The organism is Curvibacter sp. Hmag1.1 (assembly GCF_059769165.1).
Map to the genome: position 1 here is coordinate 1,962,627 of NZ_JBMBGX010000002.1, position 16,960 is coordinate 1,979,586.

Sequence of the window (16,960 nt, forward strand, 5' to 3'; positions counted from 1 at the left end):
TTGAGAAAACCATCATGAGCATTGCAATCCGCAACGTCAGTAAAGACTTCGGCAGCTTCAAGGCGCTGCAAGACGTGAACCTGGACATCGAATCCGGCGAACTCGTCGCCCTGCTGGGACCATCCGGCTGCGGCAAAACCACGCTGTTGCGCATCATCGCCGGACTGGAAACCGCAGACCAAGGCAACATCCTTTTCAGCGGCGAAGACACCACCGACGTGCACGTGCGTGAGCGCAACGTGGGCTTTGTGTTCCAGCACTACGCCCTGTTCCGCCACATGACGGTGTTTGACAACGTGGCTTTCGGCCTGCGCATGAAGCCGCGCGCTCTGCGCCCCTCAGAAGCCGTCATCAAGCAAAAGGTACATGAACTGCTGGGATTGGTACAGCTGGACTGGCTGTCGGACCGTTACCCGGCGCAGCTCTCCGGCGGGCAGCGCCAGCGCATTGCACTGGCCCGCGCCTTGGCAGTGGAGCCCAAAGTGCTGCTGCTGGACGAGCCCTTTGGCGCGCTGGATGCCAAGGTGCGTAAAGAGCTGCGCCGCTGGTTGCGCCGCCTCCACGACGACTTGCATGTGACCAGCATCTTCGTGACGCACGACCAGGAAGAAGCACTGGAAGTGGCCGACCGTGTGGTGCTGATGAACAGCGGCAAGGTGGAGCAGATCGGCTCCCCCCAGCAGGTGTGGGACCACCCCGCCAGCCCGTTTGTCTACGGTTTCCTGGGTGATGTGAACCTGTTCCACGGCCGTGCCCACGAAGGCGAAATGCTGATCGGCGAAGACCACCACGGCGTGCGCCTGGCCAGCCCTGAGCACAGTGAAGCGCAGAACGCCAAAGCCTTTGCCTATGTGCACCCCCACGACCTGGATGTGCAGCCCTACAAGGCGGGCCAGCCCGCAGGCGGAATTGTCGCCAAGCTGGTGCGCGCCATCGTGGTCGGCCCGATTGCCCGCCTCGAACTGCTGCCCGAAGACCGCAGCGCGGCAGGCAGCGGCGACATCATCGAAGCCCAGATTGGCGCACAGGAATACAAGGCGCTCGAGCTGAAGGATGGCGACACCGTTGTGCTGACACCGCGCAAGGCACGGGTGTTTACGGCTTGAGGTGAGATGAGCAGCGCAAAAGCGCTATAAAAACAGGAGCTGCTGGCGCAAATTCCATGAGCGCCAGCAGCTCTTTTTATTGGAACCTACAGCCCGCAGCCCCGCAAGATGAATGACACCGCGTGCTCGGTGGCACGCTCGTAGTCTTTCTCAGTAAGCGCATCCTGATCCATCACCGCGCAGATCTGCACGTCGAAGTCGGCATAGGTTTGGGTGGCTGCCCAGATGGTGAAGAAGAGGTGCATGCCGTCCACCGGTGCGATACGCCCGGCGTCTGCCCAGGCATTTACGACGGCCGCTTTTTCGAGAGTGAGTTGACGCAAGTCGGTCGCCAGCAGTTCCTTCACCACCGGCGCACCATGCAGCAGTTCGTTGGCCCACACTTTGGAGCCGTCAGGCCGCTGGGCAGAGAGCTCCATCTTGGCACGTATGTATTGCTCCAACGCGGTGCGCGGGTCGGCATCGACGGTGATGCCATGGGTGGGCACCAGCCAGTCGCTCAGAATTTGGGCCAGTACGGCGCGGTACAGAACTTCCTTGCTGCCGAAGTAGTAGTGCAGGTTGGCCTTGGGCAGTCCGCTGGCCTCGGCGATGGCGGCCATGGTGGCGCCTCCGAAACCGGCACGCGCAAACACTTTCTCGGCGGCAGACAAAATAAGGGCCTCATTCGCCCTGCGAATGAGGCCCTTGGGAGCTTCGGCAACGTGGGTCATGTCGCCGAACTATAAACGCCCCCACGCTCCGCCGCTGCGCGGGTCGCTGCCCCACTAGGGGCCGCGTTACGCCTTGAGGCGGCTCGGCGGCGAAACGTCATCACTTCTGGGCAGCGTCATAAATGGCGTGCGAATACGCAGCCTTACCCGGGTCTTTCTTGATCACTGGATCGCTGCCGCCGGCCAGCAACACCTTCACGGTGCGCTCGTAAGCAGCGGGCTCCAAGTAACCAATCTTCTTGGTACCGGCATTGGTGATCAGCTTGGCCACGTTTTCCATCTGGCGCTTCTGGACCTTCAGGCTGGCGCTACCGGAGGTGTCAGCGGCAACCACGGCTTTCGCGGCACCTTCAGGGTCTTTGACAGCAGCGTCCCAACCCTTGAGCGTGGCTTTGAGGAACTTGCCCATCTTGGCTACGAAGGCGGGGTCTTTCAGGTTGTCTTCCAACACATACAAGCCGTCTTCCAGGGTGGCAACGCCTTCTTTTTCATAGAAGAAAGTGACAAGGTCTTTTTCCTTGACGCCTGCGTCCACCACTTGCCAGTACTCGTTGTAAATCATGGTGGAGATACAGGCAGCCTGGTTTTGCAACAGCGGGTCGACGTTGAAACCTTGCTTCAGGATCTTGATGTCGGAGTCGGTCTTCAGGCCGAGCTTGCCCATCCAGTTGAGGAAGGGGTACTCGTTGCCACCGTACCAGACACCCAGGGTCTTGCCCTTGAAGTCTTTGGGGCTTGCCACGCCGCTGGACTTCTTGCAGGTCAGCATCAAGCCGGATTGGTTGAACACCTGTGCCACGTTCACCAATGGCACACCGGCTTCGCGGGCGGCCAAGGCAGAGGGCATCCAGTCAACCACGATGTCGGCTTGCTTGCCGGCAATCACCTGGGTAGGCGCAATGTCAGGGCCGCCGGGTTTGATGGTCACGTCCAGACCGGCGTCTTTGTAGAAGCCCTTGGCCGCAGCCATGTAGTAGCCGGCAAACTGGGCCTGAGGCACCCACTTGAGCTGCACAGTCACCTTGTCGGCGGCCTGGGCACCGAGGCAGGCGGCTGCCACGCCCAAGGCCAGCAGGCCCTTGGTGAATTGGGAAGAACGAATCATGGAAAGCTCCTTCTACGGGTTAATGAAAAATCGCAATACAGACCAAGCGCGGGCTCACCCTTCGCGCACTGAGGGATGCCAGAACGCCGCCCGGCGCTCCAATGCAACTAGCAAGGCGTAGGCCACCGACCCGGTTACCGCCGCCACCACAATCGCGCCCCAAACCAGCGGCATGTTCATGCGCGCAGCCTCGGTGCTGATGCGAAAACCCAGACCCGACGTGGGTGAACCAAAGAACTCCGCCACGATGGCTCCGATGAGCGCCAGAGTGGCATTGACTTTGAGCGCGCCGAAGATGAACGGCAGCGCGGCAGGCAAGCGCAGCGCCAACAAGGTGCGCGGGTAGCTGGCGGCGTAGCTGTACATCAACTCACGCTCCAGTTTGCCGGCTGCCTGCAGGCCCGCCAGGGTAGACACCAGCATGGGGAAGAAGGTCATCAGCACCACCACCGCCGCTTTGGAGGGCCACTCAAACCCGAACCACATCACCGCAATGGGCGCCACGCCGACCAAGGGGATCGCGCTGGTGAGGGACGCCACGGGAAGGAGGCCGCGCTGCAAAAACGGCATGCGGTCAATGGCCACTGCCACGAGAAAGCCCGCGCCACATCCCATGGCCCAACCGATGAGCACTGCTTTTCCTACGGTCTGCACAAAGTCGCCCCAGAGCTTGGGCGCATGGTCCCCGAGGGAGCCGATGATCAGGCTGGGGGCGGGCAGGAGCACACGCGGTACATCGAGCGCGCGCACCAGTATTTCCCAGAACAACACCACCCAAGCACCAAACAAAGCAGCAGTCGCCATACCCACCCAGCGGCTGCCTTGCACGGACGCCATGCGGTAGACGCTGTAACCCGCTACCAGAGCCAGCAACACCATGCCGGGCCAGAACCACACCGGAGTCACACCGCCTGTCATACGCCCCCCCGGCTGCGCAGCACCAAGCGCTCCACGCCGGCGACGATGCCGGTCAGCGCGAGACCCAAGAGCGCGGACATCACTAGTGCCGACCAGATTTGGGTGGTCTGTCCGTAATACGAGCCGGTGAGCAAGCGTGCGCCCAAGCCGGCTTGAGCCCCGGTGGGCAGCTCGGCGACCATGGCACCCACCAGACCTGCCGCCACGCCTACCCGCAGTGCGGGGAACAGGAAAGGCAAGGCCGCAGGCAAACGCAACAACCACAGGGATTGCCAGCGTGACGCAGCATAGGTGTGCATCATTTCGGTTTCAATTTTTTGCGGTGAACGCAAGCCCTGCACCATGGCCACGGTGACCGGGAAAAAACACAGATACATGGCAATAAAGGCTTTGGGCGCGGTACCCGAAAAACCCAAGCTGCCCAACACCACCAGCACGATGGGCGCAATGGCCAACACAGGCACCGTTTGCGAAGCAACGATCCAAGGGAGCAAAGCTTTATCGAGCGTACGGCTGTGCACGATGAGCACCGACAGCAATAGCCCCAGCGCCGTACCCATGACGAACCCCAGCAGCGTGGACTGGCCGGTCACGATCACGTGGTAGATCAGGTTGCGGGGGGAGTCCACCGGCCATTCGGTGAGGCTCTCGTAAAAGTCAGCGGCCACCTGATGCGGCGCAGGCATCAACGGGCGCTCCATACTCATGGTGGCCTCGAACAGCTCCATCTGGGTGTAGCCGGCCTCTTCATCCAGCACACGCTCAATAGCGCCTTGTGCATTCAAACCCCAAGCTGCGCCGTACCAGGCCAGCACTACGGCCAAGAGCACCACCACGACAGGAAAGTAGTCGTGGACTATGCGTTGTGAAAACGTCTTAGTGGTGGCCATCGGCTAAGGCCTCGCGCACTTCGTGGGCCAGCTCCATAAATGCCGGCGTATCCCGCAAGCCCAGATGGCGCTCATCGGGCAAGGGCGAATCAATCACCTTGACGATGCGCCCGGGGCGCGGCGACATCACCACAATCTTGGTGGACAGGTACACCGCCTCGGCAATGCTGTGGGTCACAAAAACCACCGTGCGACGCTCGCGCTGCCAGAGTTGCTGCAGCTGCTCGTTCAGGCGGTCACGGGTGATTTCGTCCAGAGCGCCAAAGGGCTCATCCATCATCAATATCTTGGGTTCGAACGAGAGCGCACGCGCAATCGACACTCGCTGCTGCATGCCGCCCGAGAGCTGCCAAGGGTACTTCCCCTCAAAGCCCTTGAGGCCTACGCGCTCCAGATGCTCGAGCGCAATGGCCTTCGCCTCTGCCTTGCCTTTACCCTGGATCTGAAGCGGCAGGGTCACATTGGCCAGCACATTGCGCCACGGAAAAAGAGCAGGTGCCTGAAAGACATACCCATATGAGCGGGCCAGGCGCGCGTCATGTGGGCTGACACCGTTCACCAGCACTTCGCCGGAACTGATGTGCTCCAGGTCAGCGATGACCCGCATAAGCGTGGTTTTGCCGCAGCCGCTGGGGCCGATGAGCGAAACAAACTCGCCTTCACGGATGTCCAGATCGATGTTGGAAAGGGCGTGGACCGGGGTATCCGCGGTCTGGTAGATCACGCTGGCATTGCGCACCGCGACCGCGGTGCGGCCAGCATGGGGGGCGGCCGTGGGGCCTGATGCTTCGGAATGGTTCATTGACACACAGTAGCAGGAGTCATGGTTGCACCAACTGAGGGCGCAACCGCCGATTCGACCTTTACAAGTTAACCAAATGGTCAACTTATGGACTCATACTAGCCAGTTCCGTGCCAGTCCCACCACTGGGGTTTGTACGGGGCCTCGGCTTCAGGACTTGTCGGGCAGGGTGCCAATGGGCTGCAGACGGCCCAATTTATGGGCAAGCTCGATGGCAGAACTCACACCCATTTTTTCGAAGATATTGGCCCGGTGAAACTCCACCGTGCGCTGGGTGATGCCGAGGTGATCAGCAATATTCTTGTTGTAGTGGCCCAGAATGAGCTGGTCCAGCACCTCCCGCTCGCGGGGGCTGAGCGAGGCCAGGGCGTAACGCAGGCGATGGGCCTCCTGGTTGGCATCGCCATAGGCGGCAGCGGCAGCCAGCGCTTGCTCCACCCGGTCTACCAAGACATTGTCCTGAAATGGCTTTTCCAGAAAGTCCCACGCGCCGTTTTTGACGGCCGCCACGGCTGTTCCCACATCGCCATTACCGGTCAAAAACAACACCGGCCAGGGGCAGGCCAAGGCCTTGAGCTGCTCAAACACCTGCAAACCGGTCATGGGCGTCATGCGGATGTCCAGTAGCACCACCGCCTGCTCCCAGATGCCGGCACGGGCTTTGACGGACTCCAGAAATGGCGGGCCACTGTCCCAGGTAGTGGCCTTATGGCCGCGGGAGTCAAACAGCCATGCCAAGCCCTCGCGCATGTCGGCGTCGTCATCAACGATGTAAATGGCTGCAGTACTCACAGAGCGTCTCTCATGGGGTGTCTATTGTGCCGTCCGGGGTGGTTGGCTCGCCACGGGCAATCCCTGCCAGTGGCAGGCTCACGGTGAAACGGGCACCGCCCAACTCGGGCGAGCGGTCGACCTGAATGCTGCCATGGTGCGCCTCGACGATGGATCGGCAAATCGCCAAGCCCATTCCCATACCGCCTTCCTTGCTGCTGAAGAAGGCATCAAAAATGTGCGATTGAGTTTCGTCCGGTACGCCCGGGCCATTGTCTGAAATGCTGATCTGGGCCCAACCTTGCTCCATTCGCACCCCCATATGCACCTGTGGCGTGCCCGAATGCGCCTGCGCGGCCTCTTGGGCATTGGTGAGCAGGTTATTCAGCAAATGTTCGATCAACAGTTCGTCTGCGTTCACCCAGACCGGCTCAGCGTCCGGCACGGCGTGAGGCGCCATGCGCTGCACCACCGGCATCAGATCCAGGCGCTGCAAAGAAATTTCACGACGCCGGGCGATCGCATTCACCCGCTGGATAATGCGGCCCGCCCGCTCGGCCAGTCCTGCGATACGTTGCACCACCGGCGCGGTCTCTTCGGTACTGATGCGGCCGGCATTCAATTTGTTGAGCAAACCGGTGGCAAAACTGCTGAGCGCGCCCAGGGGCTGATTGAGCTCATGGGCCAGGGTAGAGGCCACCTCACCCACCGCAACCAACCTGCCGGTGGCTTCCAGCCGCTCCTGCTGTTGCGCAGCCACCGCCTGCGCGCGCTTGCGCTCGCTGATGTCGAGCACGGAGCTCATCCAGCCTATGTGTTCACCGGCGGCCGTGTGCAGCGGCGCTTCGTGAATCAGCACATCCAGCAAATGGCCGTCACGATGTTGGAACTGCACTTCCACGCCGTCCATGCTGGTGCCATGCGCCAGCACATCGCGATGAACTTGCTCGATATGGCTGTCGTTGCCCTGCGGCCAATAGGGCATGGGCGCAGAGACGCCGACGAGCCGCTCCGCCGGGTAACCCACCATGCTGCAAAACGCGTCGTTCACATACAGCACTCGTCCAGCCAGGTCCCAGGCCCGCAACCCTATGGTGACCGAGTTCTCCATCGCGGTGCGCAAGGCCACTTCGGCCTGCAGGCGGGCTTGCACTTGCTGGCGTTTTTGAATGTCCCGGCGCAGAGCCCACAGGCTGACCAACATTCCCCCCAAGAACACCATGGCCACCAGCAGAAACATGCGGGGTACGGTTGCCGCTTGCTCCCGGATGGGTGTCACTTCGAGGTACACATCGGTTCCTGCCAGATTCATGGCGGCGCGGAATGGCTTGCGTTTAGCCGGATCGAAAGTGGTGCTGCCCTCGTCCAGCACAAGACGTACCTCATGGGAGCGGATGAACCACTCCGGAACCAGGGACCGCACCGCGATATCGAGGGAGAGCCCGGCCACATAGTTGCCTACAAAATAGCCGCGCTCGAAATAGGGCACCCCGAGCCAGACCAAAGGCATGAGCTTGCCGTCTGCATCCCGCATGGGGCCGGCATATGCAGAACGCCGCAGACCGCGAGCCGTATCATGCATGGTGGCCAGCGACTGGGCATTCAAGGGGTGGCGGTTTTCATCCATCTGCCACAGTGCGGGCGGAGCGCTCAAGGGGGCGCCCACCCAACCTTGCGCCAACAACACACCCAGCTCCCGCCACAACAGGCCTCCCTGCACATCGGCCGATTGGCGCGCGGCAACCCGCAGGTCCTCCTCCAGGCGCCGGAAATGAAACTGAACACTCTGCTCCAGCCACTGGGCATCGGCAGCTTGGCGACGGGTGTCCTCCTCAGCCTCAAAGTGCTGCAAATACAGCACCAGTGCAATCACGGAGCCCACAACGAGCGCCAGGAAACCCAGCAACCAGATACCCGGCCAGAAACTGCGCACACCCGTACCCGCAGCGCTTTCGCGTGCAGAGACAAAGTCAAAAACGGGAACGGACGGACGCTCGGGCATGGGCGGTTGTGGGGAAGGTGCACTCGCATAATAGCGACCATGTCCCTGTTCTCCGCCCCTGCCCTGCCCCGCCGCCGCTGGCTGCAAGCTGCGGCAGTAGCCGGGGCAGGCCTATTGACAGAACACGCCTCTGCTGCTGCGGAGAGAACCATCCGGCTGTCGCACGTTGTGGCGCGGGATACCCCGAAGGGCATGGCACTGGAACGCTTTCGCGCTCTGGTGGAAGAACGCAGCCAGGGTCGCATTCGGGTGCAGATTTACCCGCAAGGCCAGCTCTATGGGGACCACGACGAAATGCAGGCCCTGCAACTCGGGGCCGTGGATATGGTGGCGCCTTCCCTCTCCAAGTTCGGGCCCATAGGTTTTCCCGAATTCGAGCTTTTTGACCTCCCCTTTTTATTTGACAGCGTTGAGGCCGTGCGACGCCTCACACGCGGCAAGGTGGGACACACCCTACTGCAAGGTCTGAGCCGACAACGCCTGATGGGATTGGGCTTTTTTGACAACGGCTTCAAACACATGAGTGCCAACAAGCCCCTTTTGGAACCGCGCGACTTTGTAGGACTGCGCATGCGGATACAGGGCTCCCGCGTGATTGCCCAGCAAATGCGGGCTTGGGGGGCGGTGCCGGTCACACTGCCCTTTAGTGAAACACGACGCGCACTGGAAACCAGAGTGGTGGATGGCACAGAAAACCCAGTGTCCAACTTCTGGACCCAAGGCATGCAAGCGGTGCAGAGCGACCTGAGCCTGACCGCGCATGGATACCTCGGTTATGCGGTGGTGGCCCACCAACGCTTCTGGGACAACCTGCCCAATGCAGACAGGCGCGTTGTCCAAGGGGCTTTGGACGACGCCTTGGTTTTCGGCAACGAAATTGCAGATGCACAAAACGACAAAGCGCTGGCAGCCCTGCACCTTACGGGTGCTGCCAATATCCACAACCCGTCATCGGCGCAAACGCGCCTGCTGAAACAAGCCAGCCTTCCCGTTCATGCAGAACTGGCAGCCCGTATAGGCCAGGACTGGCTCACCACGGTGCAGAGCGCACTTACAAAAGCAGCCTAGGGTTTCTACTGCAGGGTTTTCCCGAGCTGTTGAACGCCACAGTTACCAGCCGGAGAGCCTGTCGATAACCTTCGCCCCGCGGAGTCCGGATGCGGCTTTTTCTATGCCCCTGCGGACACCAAAACGTCGTAACAAAAACGAGGGGCATTCACTTGAAAATCCAAAGTCAAAAAGATTTCTTTGCCGGACTGATGTTCACGGTGGTGGGAGGCAGCTTTGCTGCCGGCGCCAGCCAGTACACGCTGGGCAGCGGAGCAAAAATGGGACCGGGCTACTTCCCGCTCATTCTGGGCATCCTGCTCGCCGTGCTGGGCTGTGCCATAGCCGTTAAAAGCATGATCACCCCCACGCCGGACGGCGACAAGGTCGGCAAGTTCGCCTGGAAGCCCCTGTTCTTCATCATTGCCGCCAACCTGGTGTTCGGTGCATCCATTGGCGGTCTGCCCTTGATTGGTCTGAAGCCCCTGGGCCTGATCGTGGGCATCTATCTGCTCACCTACATCGCCAGCCACGCAGGTGAAGAACACAACTTCAAGGAAGTCGCCGTACTGGCCACCATCCTGGCGCTCTTGAGCTACGTGGCCTTCATCGTTCTCCTCAAGCTGCAGTTCCCCGTTTGGCCTGCTTACTTCACTGCTTAATCACCGCCTACTGAGACTGCAACATGGAACTCTTTGAACACCTCTCCTTAGGTTTCGGTGTGGCCTTCACCGGCCAGAACCTGATTTATGCCTTCATCGGCTGTCTGCTGGGTACGTTGATCGGGGTACTCCCCGGCATCGGCCCCTTGGCCACCATTGCCATGCTGCTGCCAGCGACCTATGCGCTCCCGCCGGTAGCTGCCTTGATCATGCTGGCCGGTATTTACTACGGTGCCCAGTACGGTGGATCGACTACTGCCATTCTGGTGAACCTGCCCGGCGAGTCTTCGTCGGTGGTGACCGTCATTGACGGTTACCAGATGGCCCGTAACGGACGCGCAGGTCCTGCACTGGCTGCAGCAGGCTTGGGTTCTTTCTTTGCCGGTTGCGTGGGTACCTTGATCCTGGCGGCCTTTGCAGGCCCCTTGACCGAGCTGGCCTTCAAGTTCGGCCCTGCCGAATACTTCAGCCTGATGATTCTGGGCTTGATCGGTGCGGTGGTGCTGGCCTCAGGCTCCCTGCTCAAGGCCATTGCCATGATCGTGTTGGGTCTCTTGCTGGGCATGGTGGGCACGGATGTGAACTCCGGTGTGGCCCGTTTCAGCTTTGATATCCCTGAGCTCACCGACGGTATCGGCTTCATCGTGATCGCCATGGGCGTGTTCGGCTACGGCGAGATCATCAGCAACCTGGCCAAGAGCGAGAGTGAACGTGAAGTCTTCTCGGCTTCTGTGTCCGGTCTCTTGCCTACCAAACAGGACTTCAAGGACATGTTCCCCGCCGTGTTGCGTGGTACCGCTCTGGGTTCGGTGCTGGGTATCTTGCCCGGTGGTGGTGCGGTGATGGCGGCCTTTGCGGCCTACACCCTGGAGAAGAAGACCAAGCTGCGTCCCGGTGAAGTTCCTTTCGGCAAGGGCAACATCCGTGGTGTGGCCGCTCCCGAGTCGGCGAACAATGCAGGTTCGCAAACGTCTTTCATTCCCTTGCTGACCCTGGGTATCCCACCGAATGCGGTGATGGCTTTGATGGTGGGTGCGATGACCATCCACAACATCCAGCCCGGACCGCAGGTGATGACAAGTAACCCCGAGCTCTTCTGGGGTCTGATTGCTTCCATGTGGATCGGCAACCTGATGCTGGTGATCCTGAACCTGCCTTTGATCGGTATCTGGATCAAGCTCTTGACCGTGCCTTACCGCTGGTTGTTCCCTTCTATCGTGCTGTTCTGTGCGATCGGGGTGTATTCGACCAACAACAACACCTTCGATATCTGGATGGTGGGTCTGTTCGGGGTGATCGGTTATCTGTTCATCAAGCTGGGGACGGAGCCTGCACCGCTGCTTCTGGGTTTCATTCTGGGGCCGATGATGGAGGAGTATCTGCGCCGGGCGCTTCTGCTCTCCCGTGGGGACTGGAGTGTGTTCGTCACACGACCGCTCTCAGCCAGCCTGTTGGTGGCGGCTCTGGCTCTCTTGGTGGTGGTGATGCTGCCTTCCATCAAGGCCAAGCGGGAAGAGGCGTTTGTGGAGGATTGAAACTATAGTTTCAAATTCAGATGATCCAATTCACGTTTTTGGAGTAACCCATGACGCCCCTACGCTCTGCCCTGATCGGGCTCTGGTTTGCAAGTGCCTGCCTGTCAGCCAGTGCCCAACTCAAGATCGGGCAGACCACTGGGGTGACGGGGGCTGTCGCTGCAACGGTCAAGGAGTCCATGTTTGGCGCGCAGCTCTACATCGACTCGGTGAACGCCAAAGGCGGAGTGGGTGGCGAGAAGATCGAAGTGATCACGCTGGATGACAAGTTCGACACACAACTGGCCTTGGCCAATGCCAAAGACTTGATTGAGAACAAGGGGGTGCTCGCCCTGTTCATGACACGCGGCACACCCCATACCGAAGGCATCATTCCACTCTTGGATCAACATGGGGTGCCCCTGATAGGGCCGTCTACCGGCGCGATGGTGCTGCACCAGCCGCTGAAGAAACATGTCTTCAATGTGCGGGCCACTTACCAGCGGGAGGCCGAGCGCGCAGTGGCGCACCTTGCCGCAACCGGTGTGACACGCATGGCCATCATTCATGTGGATGACAGCTTCGGCGCTGACGGCCTCGAAGGTACGCAAAAGGGTCTGGCAGCGGCCAAGCTCAACGCCGTGGCGATCGCCAAGTTCGACCGGAGCAAACCCGACTTTTCACAGATTGCACCCTCCATCGCCAAGCTCTCGCCCCAGGCGGTCATGATCATTGGCTCAGGTACTGCGGTGGTGGATGCGATCAAGTCACTGCGTGAAGCCGGAAGCGGCGCGCAGTTGGTGACCTTGTCCAACAACGCATCCGGTGGATTCATCAAACTGCTGGGCGACAACGCACGCGGTGTGATCGTGAGCCAGGTGTTGCCCCAGTCCCCCAACTATGCGCTGGTGCAAGAGGCTGCCGGTTTGGCCAAAGCCAAAGAAGTGCTTGATGTGAGCCCGGCCATGCTGGAGGGCTTTGTCTCGGCCAAAGTGTTGGTCGAGGCCTTACGCCGTGCGGGCCCCAAACCCACGCGCGACAAACTTCAGTCCGCACTCGAAAGCATTAGCCGCTTTGACCTGGGGGGGTTGAGTCTGAGTTTCAGTGCCACCGATCACACCGGCCTGGACTTCGCTGACCTTTCGATCATCACGGCCTCCGGCAAATTCCGGCGCTGAACCACAGGACTTATTTGTCCGCCTCAGAAATCGGGCGGGCTTGCATTTGGGTTTCCACTTGCTGCTTCACCTGCTCTTGAACAGAGCGGCTTTGCCCACCCGCCGTGCCGGAGATTGATGCCGGCACACCCTCTGACGCGGACACGGGCAATGGAGGGTTGACCGTTGTTGACAGCTGCTTTCTGGCAAGAACAGCAACGATGACCATAGCGACAACCAGTCCAACCAAACCCCATCCTGCGCGCATACAAAACCTCCGGTGTGGGTGGCAGTGTAGACAACTTGGAGGTGTCAGACCTTGGTACGGTCCATGCTGCTTTACATAGGTTTACGCAGCGACGGTAAACGGCGCGAGGCCCGCGGGGGTTAAGTACCCATGGCAAGTTCGCCATGCACTGAAACTGAATATGTTGAAACAATCTCTGATCGCTACTGCTTTGGTTATCTCCACGTTTGGCGCTTTTGCCCAAGCACCTGCTGCAACACCCGCAGCACCTGCCGCCGCGACAGCACCCGCTCCCGCAAAGGCACCTGAAGCCGCGAAAGAGAAGCACGCCGAACACAAGGCAGATGCCGAAACCAAAAAGGCCAAGCATGAAGAAATGAAGGCCAAGCGCGAAGCGCGCAAAGCCGAACGCGCAGCCAAGAAGGCCAAGCACCAGGAAGCCAAAGCTGCTGCACCAGCTACACCTGCAGCACCTGCAACGCCCGCTGCCAAGTAAAGAGGTGAGGTAAGGCGTATTGCGCCACTGCATGAAGGCCACCTCCTGGTGGCCTTTTTGCGTCCGGTCTGCAGCAGGCCCTGTCAGCCCACCACCAACGTGACAGCAAGTCCCTCGGCCAATCGTTATATTGGAGACAACATTCATTTACCCGAACATCTTTCCATGCGTATCTGGCAGAAACCGGTCTCTGTAGAGATCCTCACGCACATCAGCAAAAACACGGCTGTCGAGCAACTCGGCATCGAGTTCACCGAAGTCGGCGACGACTATCTGGTGGGCCGCGTGCCGGTGGACCACCGCACCCACCAACCTTTCGGACTTTTGCACGGCGGTGTCTCCGTGGTGTTAGCCGAGACCCTGGGTTCGTGCGGTGCGGGGTTTGCTATTCCAGAGGGCTACAACGCTGTCGGTCTGGACATCAATGCCAACCACCTGAAGGGCGTGAAAACGGGCTGGGTCACCGCCATGGCGCGTCCGGTACACATGGGCCGCACCACCCATGTGTGGCAGATTGACATGCGCAACGACGCCGGCGAGATGACCTGTGTTTCACGCATCACGATGGCGATTCTGGCGCCGCGCTGACTGCAGCAGTCAGCTCTGCTCCACCCGGTTGCGACCGGCCTGCTTGGCGCGGTAGAGCGCCTGATCTGCCGCGCTGATAACGGTGTCCAGCTCCTCTGTTGCAGAGTCGCACGTGTGCACACCGATGCTTAAAGTCAGCGGGATACTGCGCCCATCCTGTGCACTCCATCGGGCGTCTTCCACTTCTGCGCGCAAGTTGCCGGCCAGGATGGTGGCACCTGCGGCATCGGTATCAGGCAACACCACCAGAAACTCCTCGCCGCCCCAACGGCCTGCCATGTCCTGGGCGCGCAACCGGCTACGCAAGCTCGTGGCCAGGTTGCGCAGTACGCGGTCTCCGCTCAGGTGTCCATAGGTGTCGTTGATTGATTTGAAGTAGTCCACATCGATCATCAAGACCGAGACCGGCTTGCCGTTGCGGCGGGCCTGCGCCAGCTGCAAAGCCAGTGCCTCCATGATGAAGCGCCGGTTGCTTAAGCCGGTGAGTTCGTCCTGCATGGCCAACAAGCGGTTGCGTTCATCGGCCCGCTCATTGGTCATGAGCACCACGCCCTGGCACACCATCATCAGCGCCACTGACACGAACAAAAACGTCGCACTTTGCAGCGGGTTGGACGTGGTAATCGACCCGATGCCCACCTCGCCGTACAAGGCGCCCACCGTGCGCAGCAGGAAGGCCGCACTGATCGCCAGAAAGCTGCCAATCACAAAGTACGCTCCCCGGCCCACCACCTTGTCGCGTTCGGACCCCAGTTGCCACGCGATCAACGCACACTGCCAAGCGATGATCAGTCCTGAGAGGATGATGCGGGTCTGGGCATGTCCCAGCAATGCAAAGAACAGGACGGCCACCAGAGGCACCGGTGCCCAGACCAGCCACCGCGACCAGCGGACCTGCAGGAACTGTTGGACTCCTTCGGAAATCAGGGCGAAGCTGACCGCAAGCAAGGTGTTTGCCAGCACGACTGACACCAGATCGCTGACATGCCCGCGCAGCACAAACAACACATAAGTCAACGTGTGCAGTGCAAAGCCCCAGGCCCAATACAACATACCGTCGCGCTTGAAGCGGCGGGCGACGGAAGCCAAAGTGGCACTCAAGGTAAAACTCACCACCAGAATGACCAGTAGCAACGTAGGCGTGTGAAGGTCAATCATGTGTACACGCTAACGCACAAGCGGCGCCCGCGCGCTAGGGGAACTACCAAGCTGAACGCGATCTTGTGCAACACTTCAACGCACGCCATACTGCCTTCCACACCACGAGACATCTTTGTGATTCCGGCACACCGCATCACCCGCCGAACCGTGCTTGCCACCGCCGGTGCACTGGTTTGTGCGGAACGGGCACGTTCAGACACCACTTCGCTCAGAATTGCGGCGCCTGCTGACGTGCTGCTGGACTACGGACTTTTCCTGGCAGGGCGGGACGTTGTTGAGCTGCGGAGCTTTGACGGGCCCCATGCCCGGCGGGATGTGATGGAGTTGGCCTTGCTAATGCGCGAGATACGCCGCCAGCTGCCGGGTAGCGTCACCGAACTGGTACCCATCGACAGCTACCAACGCGCTCTGGTGGAATTGCGAGCGGGCCGCATCAGTGCGCTAGGCACCACCGTCTGGCGGCTCGATCTGGACGCCTTGGGGCAGGACATCACCCCATCGCCGGCGCTCTTGCAGAAGGGTGACTTTGTCGTCGGGCTCTTCGCAGCGCCTGCCAACAGCAAGGCTTTGCAAGCCCGTAATGTCGCGGCAATGCGCGCACTGTCCGCGGTATCCAACAGTGACTGGAGTGTGGACTGGCAAACACTCCAAACCATCGGCTTCCGCCAAGTCAGCGATGTAAAGACCTGGCGACAGATGGTGCTGTCCGTCGCAAGAGGGCGAACCGATGTGATGATGGCGCCCTTTCCCAATCAGGAAGACCTGGTGCTGGAAGCCGAAGGCGTGCGACTGCATCCCGTCAAGGACGTAGCCATTGCGCTGCAGGGATCACGGCATCTGGCGGCGGCACGCACCATAGGCGGTCAGGCCATTGCAGACAAGGTGTTTCCAACATTGGCCGCCTTGGCAAGCAACGGCAGCCTCAAACGTGCCTACCGGGAATGCGGCTTTATTCATCCACGTACGGCCGGCTGGCCTGTGCTGAACAAATAGACAACAAGTGCGAACAAAGCCCTCCAGGGGCCTCCGGCCAAAAGCTCTTCCATTCGCACTGGCGTGGGCGCTCGTCGCGGCAAGTTGTGCCGCGATGGCCCAGGCAAGCGACGATGACCCCGCCAACCACTACGACCGCTACACCAATGCCCAACTGGAAGCCGTGTGCGAAGCCATGTCTCCCACCCGCTATATCAGCGGCTTGACAGATGGTGGCTGGGGCACGCTCGGCATAGGCGGCAAAACCTACTATTACCGCTCGGCCTGCTACATGGAACTGGTCCGTCGCACCGGCCGCGCTGAACTGTGTGCCAAGGTGGTGGAGCGGCGCTCGCTGTGGGGTGATGGCTCCAACCACTCACCGAAAGCCTGTGCGGAAGTGGCTGCGGCCTACCAGGCGCGCGAAAAGCAGAGTGCGCAGGAGCTTGCTGTTTTCAAAGCCTCGGTGGAGGGCGCTTTCAGGATCAGTGAGCTGCAGGTGCAAGTTCTGCCAGGGGGCCATTGGCAGGTCGAGGTGCACACCGAAGGCCAGCGCTCCGGGACCTACCAACTGCAACTCGTGAAGGTGCGTGATGGCACCGTCTTGCGGCAGGAGACCCTCTCCATCCACCGGCCGGAGTCTTTCTCATGGAAGTTGAGTCGTGCCGAGGTGGTCGCTGGCAGCCGGCTTCCGGACATCTTCCCGATGGCGGTGCGCATGAGCTATCTCGTGCCGGCCAGCGCGAGCCGGCCTGCGGCAGAGCACAGCACCGGCATATGCAACTTCACACTCTCTGCAGAGTGAGTGA

At 60.5% G+C, this 16,960-nt stretch carries 18 protein-coding genes; 9 read left to right on the plus strand and 9 right to left on the minus strand.

The window, feature by feature from the left end; all coding sequences use genetic code 11:
* Window positions 1–14: 14 nt before the first annotated feature.
* Window positions 15–1,106 carry a sulfate/molybdate ABC transporter ATP-binding protein gene (locus ACOAP0_RS09895; RefSeq protein WP_498391394.1) on the plus strand — a complete coding sequence of 364 codons (1,092 nt, stop codon included), beginning with the start codon at window positions 15–17 and terminating at the stop codon, window positions 1,104–1,106.
* Window positions 1,107–1,192: 86 nt separating this feature from the next.
* Here the strand turns inward: ACOAP0_RS09895 and ACOAP0_RS09900 are convergent, their stop codons facing one another.
* The 7 genes from ACOAP0_RS09900 to ACOAP0_RS09930 form a co-directional block, all read right to left on the minus strand.
* On the minus strand, window positions 1,193–1,819 hold the full coding sequence (locus ACOAP0_RS09900; RefSeq protein WP_498376251.1) for a TetR/AcrR family transcriptional regulator: 627 nt from the start codon (window positions 1,817–1,819) through the stop codon (window positions 1,193–1,195).
* A 100-nt stretch (window positions 1,820–1,919) separates the two neighbouring features.
* A complete protein-coding gene (locus tag ACOAP0_RS09905) occupies window positions 1,920–2,924 on the minus strand; it encodes an ABC transporter substrate-binding protein (protein ID WP_498376252.1) in 1,005 nt (334 codons plus the stop codon).
* A 54-nt stretch (window positions 2,925–2,978) separates the two neighbouring features.
* Window positions 2,979–3,842 carry an ABC transporter permease gene (locus ACOAP0_RS09910; protein WP_498376253.1) on the minus strand — a complete coding sequence of 288 codons (864 nt, stop codon included), beginning with the start codon at window positions 3,840–3,842 and terminating at the stop codon, window positions 2,979–2,981.
* Entirely contained in the window at window positions 3,839–4,732 is an 894-nt protein-coding gene (locus ACOAP0_RS09915) for an ABC transporter permease (protein WP_313868123.1), read from the minus strand. The genes ACOAP0_RS09910 and ACOAP0_RS09915 overlap by 4 nt, the downstream gene beginning before the upstream one ends.
* On the minus strand, window positions 4,719–5,534 hold the full coding sequence (locus tag ACOAP0_RS09920) for an ABC transporter ATP-binding protein (protein ID WP_481875269.1): 816 nt from the start codon (window positions 5,532–5,534) through the stop codon (window positions 4,719–4,721). The genes ACOAP0_RS09915 and ACOAP0_RS09920 overlap by 14 nt, the downstream gene beginning before the upstream one ends.
* 150 nt (window positions 5,535–5,684) lie before the next feature.
* Window positions 5,685–6,326 carry a response regulator transcription factor gene (locus ACOAP0_RS09925; RefSeq protein ID WP_498376255.1) on the minus strand — a complete coding sequence of 214 codons (642 nt, stop codon included), beginning with the start codon at window positions 6,324–6,326 and terminating at the stop codon, window positions 5,685–5,687.
* A 10-nt stretch (window positions 6,327–6,336) separates the two neighbouring features.
* Window positions 6,337–8,307 (minus strand): two-component system sensor histidine kinase NtrB, encoded by a 1,971-nt coding sequence (locus tag ACOAP0_RS09930; RefSeq protein WP_498376256.1) that lies wholly within the window; start codon window positions 8,305–8,307, stop codon window positions 6,337–6,339.
* A gap of 39 nt (window positions 8,308–8,346) precedes the next feature.
* Here ACOAP0_RS09930 and ACOAP0_RS09935 point away from each other — a divergent pair, with 39 nt between their 5' ends.
* The 4 genes from ACOAP0_RS09935 (at window position 8,347) to ACOAP0_RS09950 (ending at window position 12,708) form a co-directional block, all read left to right on the plus strand.
* Complete coding sequence (locus ACOAP0_RS09935) at window positions 8,347–9,375, plus strand: TRAP transporter substrate-binding protein (RefSeq protein WP_498376257.1); 1,029 nt, start codon at window positions 8,347–8,349, stop codon at window positions 9,373–9,375.
* 152 nt (window positions 9,376–9,527) lie between these two features.
* Window positions 9,528–10,016, plus strand: coding sequence for a tripartite tricarboxylate transporter TctB family protein (locus ACOAP0_RS09940; protein ID WP_498376258.1), 489 nt, complete (start codon window positions 9,528–9,530; stop codon window positions 10,014–10,016).
* A 23-nt stretch (window positions 10,017–10,039) separates the two neighbouring features.
* On the plus strand, window positions 10,040–11,551 hold the full coding sequence (locus ACOAP0_RS09945; protein WP_313866265.1) for a tripartite tricarboxylate transporter permease: 1,512 nt from the start codon (window positions 10,040–10,042) through the stop codon (window positions 11,549–11,551).
* Window positions 11,552–11,601: 50 nt separating this feature from the next.
* Window positions 11,602–12,708, plus strand: a complete 1,107-nt coding sequence (locus ACOAP0_RS09950) for an ABC transporter substrate-binding protein (protein WP_498376259.1) — start codon at window positions 11,602–11,604, stop codon at window positions 12,706–12,708.
* 10 nt (window positions 12,709–12,718) lie between these two features.
* On the opposite strand, the gene ACOAP0_RS09955 is transcribed toward ACOAP0_RS09950, so the two are convergent.
* Window positions 12,719–12,916 carry a hypothetical protein gene (locus ACOAP0_RS09955; protein ID WP_498391395.1) on the minus strand — a complete coding sequence of 66 codons (198 nt, stop codon included), beginning with the start codon at window positions 12,914–12,916 and terminating at the stop codon, window positions 12,719–12,721.
* Between the two features lie 199 nt (window positions 12,917–13,115).
* Here ACOAP0_RS09955 and ACOAP0_RS09960 point away from each other — a divergent pair, with 199 nt between their 5' ends.
* Both ACOAP0_RS09960 and ACOAP0_RS09965 read left to right on the plus strand, forming a co-directional pair.
* The gene (locus ACOAP0_RS09960; protein WP_498376261.1) at window positions 13,116–13,430 is read left to right on the plus strand and encodes a cell envelope biogenesis protein TolA; all 315 of its coding nucleotides are present in this window, start codon (window positions 13,116–13,118) and stop codon (window positions 13,428–13,430) included.
* Window positions 13,431–13,595: 165 nt separating this feature from the next.
* On the plus strand, window positions 13,596–14,018 hold the full coding sequence (locus tag ACOAP0_RS09965; protein WP_498376262.1) for a hotdog fold thioesterase: 423 nt from the start codon (window positions 13,596–13,598) through the stop codon (window positions 14,016–14,018).
* 9 nt (window positions 14,019–14,027) lie between these two features.
* On the opposite strand, the gene ACOAP0_RS09970 is transcribed toward ACOAP0_RS09965, so the two are convergent.
* Window positions 14,028–15,176, minus strand: a complete 1,149-nt coding sequence (locus ACOAP0_RS09970) for a GGDEF domain-containing protein (protein ID WP_498376263.1) — start codon at window positions 15,174–15,176, stop codon at window positions 14,028–14,030.
* A gap of 117 nt (window positions 15,177–15,293) precedes the next feature.
* Between ACOAP0_RS09970 and ACOAP0_RS09975 the strand changes: the two genes are divergently transcribed.
* Together ACOAP0_RS09975 and ACOAP0_RS09980 are read left to right on the plus strand one after the other, a co-directional pair.
* Complete coding sequence (locus ACOAP0_RS09975; RefSeq protein WP_498376264.1) at window positions 15,294–16,172, plus strand: type 2 periplasmic-binding domain-containing protein; 879 nt, start codon at window positions 15,294–15,296, stop codon at window positions 16,170–16,172.
* A 94-nt stretch (window positions 16,173–16,266) separates the two neighbouring features.
* Complete coding sequence (locus ACOAP0_RS09980; protein ID WP_498391396.1) at window positions 16,267–16,956, plus strand: hypothetical protein; 690 nt, start codon at window positions 16,267–16,269, stop codon at window positions 16,954–16,956.
* Window positions 16,957–16,960 lie beyond the last annotated feature (4 nt).

What these genes read in the sequence shown, in the direction of transcription:
- ACOAP0_RS09950 (WP_498376259.1), top strand. Translation starts at nt 11,602, where the DNA reads ATGACGCCCCTACGCTCTGCCCTGATCGGGCTCTGGTTTGCAAGTGCC.
- ACOAP0_RS09910 (WP_498376253.1), bottom strand. Translation starts at nt 3,842, where the DNA reads ATGACAGGCGGTGTGACTCCGGTGTGGTTCTGGCCCGGCATGGTGTTG.
- ACOAP0_RS09905 (WP_498376252.1), bottom strand. Translation starts at nt 2,924, where the DNA reads ATGATTCGTTCTTCCCAATTCACCAAGGGCCTGCTGGCCTTGGGCGTG.
- ACOAP0_RS09955 (WP_498391395.1), bottom strand. Translation starts at nt 12,916, where the DNA reads ATGGTCATCGTTGCTGTTCTTGCCAGAAAGCAGCTGTCAACAACGGTC.
- ACOAP0_RS09945 (WP_313866265.1), top strand. Translation starts at nt 10,040, where the DNA reads ATGGAACTCTTTGAACACCTCTCCTTAGGTTTCGGTGTGGCCTTCACC.
- ACOAP0_RS09900 (WP_498376251.1), bottom strand. Translation starts at nt 1,819, where the DNA reads ATGACCCACGTTGCCGAAGCTCCCAAGGGCCTCATTCGCAGGGCGAAT.
- ACOAP0_RS09930 (WP_498376256.1), bottom strand. Translation starts at nt 8,307, where the DNA reads ATGCCCGAGCGTCCGTCCGTTCCCGTTTTTGACTTTGTCTCTGCACGC.
- ACOAP0_RS09960 (WP_498376261.1), top strand. Translation starts at nt 13,116, where the DNA reads ATGTTGAAACAATCTCTGATCGCTACTGCTTTGGTTATCTCCACGTTT.
- ACOAP0_RS09920 (WP_481875269.1), bottom strand. Translation starts at nt 5,534, where the DNA reads ATGAACCATTCCGAAGCATCAGGCCCCACGGCCGCCCCCCATGCTGGC.
- ACOAP0_RS09935 (WP_498376257.1), top strand. Translation starts at nt 8,347, where the DNA reads ATGTCCCTGTTCTCCGCCCCTGCCCTGCCCCGCCGCCGCTGGCTGCAA.
- ACOAP0_RS09895 (WP_498391394.1), top strand. Translation starts at nt 15, where the DNA reads ATGAGCATTGCAATCCGCAACGTCAGTAAAGACTTCGGCAGCTTCAAG.
- ACOAP0_RS09965 (WP_498376262.1), top strand. Translation starts at nt 13,596, where the DNA reads ATGCGTATCTGGCAGAAACCGGTCTCTGTAGAGATCCTCACGCACATC.
- ACOAP0_RS09915 (WP_313868123.1), bottom strand. Translation starts at nt 4,732, where the DNA reads ATGGCCACCACTAAGACGTTTTCACAACGCATAGTCCACGACTACTTT.
- ACOAP0_RS09980 (WP_498391396.1), top strand. Translation starts at nt 16,267, where the DNA reads ATGGCCCAGGCAAGCGACGATGACCCCGCCAACCACTACGACCGCTAC.
- ACOAP0_RS09970 (WP_498376263.1), bottom strand. Translation starts at nt 15,176, where the DNA reads ATGATTGACCTTCACACGCCTACGTTGCTACTGGTCATTCTGGTGGTG.